Source organism: Bacillus sp. 166amftsu (assembly GCF_900107445.1).
Classification (GTDB): domain Bacteria; phylum Bacillota; class Bacilli; order Bacillales; family Bacillaceae_G; genus Bacillus_A; species Bacillus_A arachidis.
In genome coordinates this window covers 1-5070 of the sequence record NZ_FNQA01000055.1, presented here as the reverse complement: position 1 = coordinate 5070, position 5070 = coordinate 1, and the positions used below count along the sequence as shown (strand labels likewise).

General features: G+C 37.3%; 3 protein-coding genes and 1 pseudogene. 3 read left to right on the top strand and 1 reads right to left on the bottom strand.

What is annotated here, in order from left to right; translation table 11 throughout:
- Both BLV40_RS27620 and BLV40_RS27610 read left to right on the top strand, forming a co-directional pair.
- Positions 1–590, top strand: a pseudogene (locus tag BLV40_RS27620) (hypothetical protein); the annotation flags it as partial.
- Positions 591–1119: 529 nt separating this feature from the next.
- A complete protein-coding gene (locus BLV40_RS27610; protein WP_244525472.1) occupies positions 1120–2394 on the top strand; it encodes a cytochrome P450 family protein in 1275 nt (424 codons plus the stop codon).
- A gap of 258 nt (positions 2395–2652) precedes the next feature.
- Here the strand turns inward: BLV40_RS27610 and BLV40_RS27605 are convergent, their stop codons facing one another.
- Entirely contained in the window at positions 2653–3201 is a 549-nt protein-coding gene (locus tag BLV40_RS27605) for a TetR/AcrR family transcriptional regulator (RefSeq protein ID WP_090695817.1), read from the bottom strand.
- A gap of 173 nt (positions 3202–3374) precedes the next feature.
- Between BLV40_RS27605 and BLV40_RS27600 the strand changes: the two genes are divergently transcribed.
- Positions 3375–4832 carry a DHA2 family efflux MFS transporter permease subunit gene (locus tag BLV40_RS27600; RefSeq protein WP_090695816.1) on the top strand — a complete coding sequence of 486 codons (1458 nt, stop codon included), beginning with the start codon at positions 3375–3377 and terminating at the stop codon, positions 4830–4832.
- Positions 4833–5070 lie beyond the last annotated feature (238 nt).

The following is a 5070-nucleotide window of genomic DNA, read 5'->3' as shown; positions in this document are numbered from 1 at the left end:
TCACTGGAATCACCGGCATTACTGGAGTCACTGGAGCCACTGGAGCCACTGGCACTACTGGCACTACTGGAGCCACTGGCGCTACTGGAATTACTGGACCTACTGCAACAACTTCTACGAAAGCTATTGTGTTTGGGGGAACTAATTCAGGATTTCAACGTACAGAGGGATCACCAGGCGCAGATTCAAAATTAATCCCCTATGTAACAGGAGGAGCAGGTAGTATTGTGGGGTTATCCGCCTCTATTAATGTTAATAATTTGTCTACAGGTGTATACACCATACAAGTATGTGATAATGTTCCTACGAATTTAACTTCACCAGCTGCTGAGCAGATAGTATCTACAATTACTCTTACAACAACAGCAAACATTACCGGAACTATTGTATTTTCCATTAAATCTACTGATATTGGAGCACAACCAGTTAAAGTATTTAATCCTAATCCCGTAGTAGCCCCTGCAACTATTATATGGACTAGTACTATACCGGGTAACCCAGTTGCCAAAACCGATGCTATTTCACTGTATATTAATCCAGAAATTACCCAAAGCGCCATATATTCTGTATTTATCTCTACTGCAATCTGAGAAACCATAACACCGTACATTACATTTTCCTTTTTTGTTCTATGAACCTATGCATTTTTTTATACATTCCTATCCCAGCACGGTTTTAGGGTTCTCGTTTGTTACTGGATTAGCTGAAAAGCTGCATAAAATCTTGCATGCTCTTAGCGTGAGGCTTTTCTAAAATGCTGGCGGTGCCCTTCAATAAATTCATTCCTGAAGATAAAAGAACATCCGCCAATTTGGCGGATGTTCTTTTATCTCCCTCGATGTTTTGCTTTTCGTTTTTGAATTTTCAATTGTCTTTTTTGTTCTTTTAATTCAACTTTCATTTGACGTGTAATACATTTCCCCCTTCTCTTTTTTTGTTTTTGGAGAGAATGTATTACTTAAGTTGATGGATGTGGGACACTTTACATGCCCATCAACTTAAAAATTTCATAACGCCCCCAAAACAAAAAAATTGTATATTTTCATCTGGAGATGTCAATTTTCTCATTTTGGGGTATTTGCTTTTCTTAGCCTGATGGGCATGAGGTGGTATCTCATAGTGAAGAAGGTTATTATGAATCATTCAGATCGAATAGTACCTGAGAAAGCAGTATTGAGCGTGTTGAGTGGTGAAAGCGGTGAAAATCCATTTCCGATATTTGCACAGATACGGTCAATGGGATCTGTTATTCCTATCCCGTTTCCGATGGGGGGAATTGATAGTCAAGCCTGGATGATCACACGTATGGAAGAAGCTATACAAGTAATGAAAGATCATGTGTACTTTACTGTCGACCGGAGATCCATTGATGGTAACAGTGACATCGAGCAAACTTTAACCGGTAACGATGATCCATCTGCGTCTCCTAAATTCCTTACGGAGTCCTTAAACGCTGTCGATGAGCCCGATCATCGACGTTTACGTATGTTGGTGTCCAAAGCTTTCACACCCAAATATATGGAAAGCTTACGCCCGCGTGTGCAAAAGATTGCTAATGAATTACTCGACAGTGTGCAAGATCAAGGTAAAATGGATATTATCAAGGACTATGCCTATCCCTTGCCAATCAACGTCATTTCTGACATGCTCGGAGTGCCTCAAAAGGACCGGGCAAAGATTCTTGTCTGGTCTGAGGCTATCGCAAACGGACTCGGACTTGGTAGGCAAGATCCGGAGGTAGCAGCGAACTTGAGAGCATTCGGCAAATACATTGTACAGCTTGTGAACGACAAACGCCATCACCCTGCTGATGACTTGATTAGCCAACTAATCTGTATTGAAGAGGAGGGGGATCGGCTCAGTGAAGCAGAGCTCCTTTCAATGATAAAGCTATTAATCTTTGCCGGACATGAGACAACCTCGAATCTGATCGCCACCGGCACTTTGATGTTGCTGGATCATCCAGACCAACTGAAAAAGCTCAAAGCCGACCTCAGTCTTATTCCTTCAGCTGTCGAAGAACTGCTGCGCTTCAATGGTCCAGCTACCATCGCGGGGCCGCGTTTTGCCACTGAAGATATCGAGCTCGCTGGGCACCATATCAAGAAAGGGGATATGGTCATTCCCTTATTGAAATCAGCGAATCGAGATGAGAACCAGTTTACACAGCCAGAGGAGCTGGATATTACACGCAAAATCAAACGTCATCTTGCCTTTGGACATGGGATTCATATGTGTTTAGGGGCGCCTTTGGCTCGCTTGGAAGGAGACATTGCGTTTACCACCCTGTTGAGACGCGTGCCCAACTTACGGCTAAGCATTTCTCGGGAGAACGTCACCTGGCAATTCAAACTAGCATCACAAGGATTAACCTCACTGCCCGTAGCTTTTTAGCGGAGGAAAAGCCCCACGGGAAGGCAGATAGGATGGAGTGGGACATCGTTCTCACTCCGTTACTACTGCTTTTTTGAGTTATCGAGATTAATCGGTCCTCCATTACTTGAGTAAAGAACAAAATCCCTACCCGTAACCCTTATTTAAATGACCATAAAAGGACTAACCGAGAAAGTCTAATTGTTGTGAAACTATATCCACCGGTAGTTTCATAAAGAAACTACGTTTTCTTCAAGTTTATTAATAAATGACTTAGATTCATTGCACTCTGTACATTAAATAAATTTGATTTGCAATATAATCTGAGCTAAAATGAAGCCCTTTCCTTATCCACCACATGATGATGCCTACCAATGAGGCTGTTTTAATATCAACCGCAACATAATCAGCAGGTAAATCTTTCTTGGTATTCTTTCTTCTTGTTTCTACTAATTGCTTTAATAATAAAAACAACTGTTCCTCAAATTGATTCATTTTAAATAAAATAAGTAAATAATTTCGATGGATATATAAATAATCAAGAAATTGTGTTAGCCTTTGTTTTTCTGATAAATCTTTTACGTGTATTAAATCAATAATTTTATCAGAAATCTCATTTAAAATCTCATTGGTGATTTGCGTTAGTAAATCTTGAATATCCTGATAATGTAAGTAGAATGTTGTCCGATTTAATCCTGCTTTGGCTGCAACTTTCTGAACCGTTAAATTTGAAACAGAGGGGTCCTCATATAAGAGAGAAAAGACGGCATTTTTAAACATTTCTCTTGAACGAATTGTACGTGGATCTTCTTTTTTAGCTGTAGACATTTTTAAACCCCTTTATAGATTTTTCTTTGACTTTCTCAACATTACATATCTTCTATGTCGAGTAGTGAACATTTTCAAAAAAACTGTTCATGGTCAAGGAATATATATTTTGTTACCATTGATTTTATCGACACAATGTCGATAATTCAAGTCTAGAATGAAGGAGTTTATAAATGCAGAAGGAAATAATGGAAAGAAATAAAAAAATCTTATTAATTGTTCTGATTGCTGGCTGTTTTTTCTCAACATTAAATCAGACGCTATTAAATGTAGCAATGAGCAATTTTATGGAGGTATTTGATGTTACAGCTACAACTGTACAATGGCTATCAACAGGTTTTATGCTCGTAAACGGTGTTTTAGTGCCGATTACGGCATTTTTAATGAAACGTTTTACAACAAGACAGCTATTTATTAGCTCGATGTTCTTTTTGTTTATCGGGACAGTACTATGTGCCTGTGCCATGAATTTTGGCATGTTGTTAACAGGAAGAATGATTCAAGCAATTGGGGCAGGAATTATTATGCCACTAATGATGACGGTTATTTTATATTTATACCCTAGTGAAAAGCGTGGAACTATTATGGGAACCATCGGATTTGCCATGATTTTTGCGCCAGCCATCGCTCCAACGTTATCTGGCTTTATCATTGAATATGTATCATGGAGATGGTTATTTATTGGATTAGCTCCATTTATATTAATCGTCATTATTTTTGCGTTTAAATATTTAATCAATGTTGTAGACACAATAAAAGCAAAATTAGATATCGTAAGTGTCATTTTATCAACGATTGGCTTTGGTTGTATTTTATTTGGATTTAGTAGTGCAGGAAGTAAGGGATGGGATCATCCAGTTGTTATTACATCTATTATCATTGGAATAATCGTTACAATTCTATTCTGTTTACGTCAAATAAAGTCTAACGATCCATTATTAAATTTATCCGTATTTAAGTATAAAATTTTCACTCTTACATCAATCATTAACATACTCATTACAATGATTATGTATGCTGATTTAATTCTTTTACCAATTTACTTGCAAAATGGACGAGGTTTTACTTCATTTGAATCAGGTCTTCTTCTATTACCTGGAGCCGTGATTAATGCCTTCTTATCACCTATTACAGGTAAAATGTATGATAAATACGGGGCGAAACCACTCTTTATTACAGGTTTAGTATTTATCACTATTTCGATGTGGGGTGTAATTGATTTGACCGAATCTACAACTTATATGTATTTAATGGTTCGGACCATTATTTTACGAATTGGATTAAGTTTCATTTCGATGCCTTTAAATACAGCAGGGTTGAATGCTTTACCAAGAGAATTGGGGTCACATGGTTCAGCGGTAAATAATACTATTCGCCAATTAGCAGGTGCTATTGGAACAGCAGTTGTCATCACGGTGTATACAACTCAAGCAACTTCACATGCTTCTGAATTATCTATGGAAAATGGAAACATTTCAGCTATGCAACTAGCGAAATTGTCTTCTATCTTCGGCTCAAGTGATGCTTATGTATTTATGTTAGTTTTATCTATTGTAGCGTTAATATTTGTATGCTTTATGCCTAAAAAAGCAGCAATACCAAAAGCAAAGGTTAATCAAGTAGCAGATTAATTAATATCATACTCAAAATAAATGTAAGCATATCTGAGATTTGTCAGGTATGCTCATTTTTAAGGACACAAAATATTTTAAGTTTTTTTCGTTCATATAAACGAAAGTTCATTTTATTTTCCTTCTTAAGTTGATGGGCATGGGGTACCACCACACATCCATCAACTTAAGGTATATTTTTATACAAAATGCGGTCTTTCCATATAGTTTTTTATTATCTTTTATAGATTTTATAAAA

Coding starts and splice junctions, on each gene's coding strand:
- BLV40_RS27600 (WP_090695816.1), top strand. CDS start 3,375: ATGCAGAAGGAAATAATGGAAAGAAATAAAAAAATCTTATTAATTGTT.
- BLV40_RS27605 (WP_090695817.1), bottom strand. CDS start 3,201: ATGTCTACAGCTAAAAAAGAAGATCCACGTACAATTCGTTCAAGAGAA.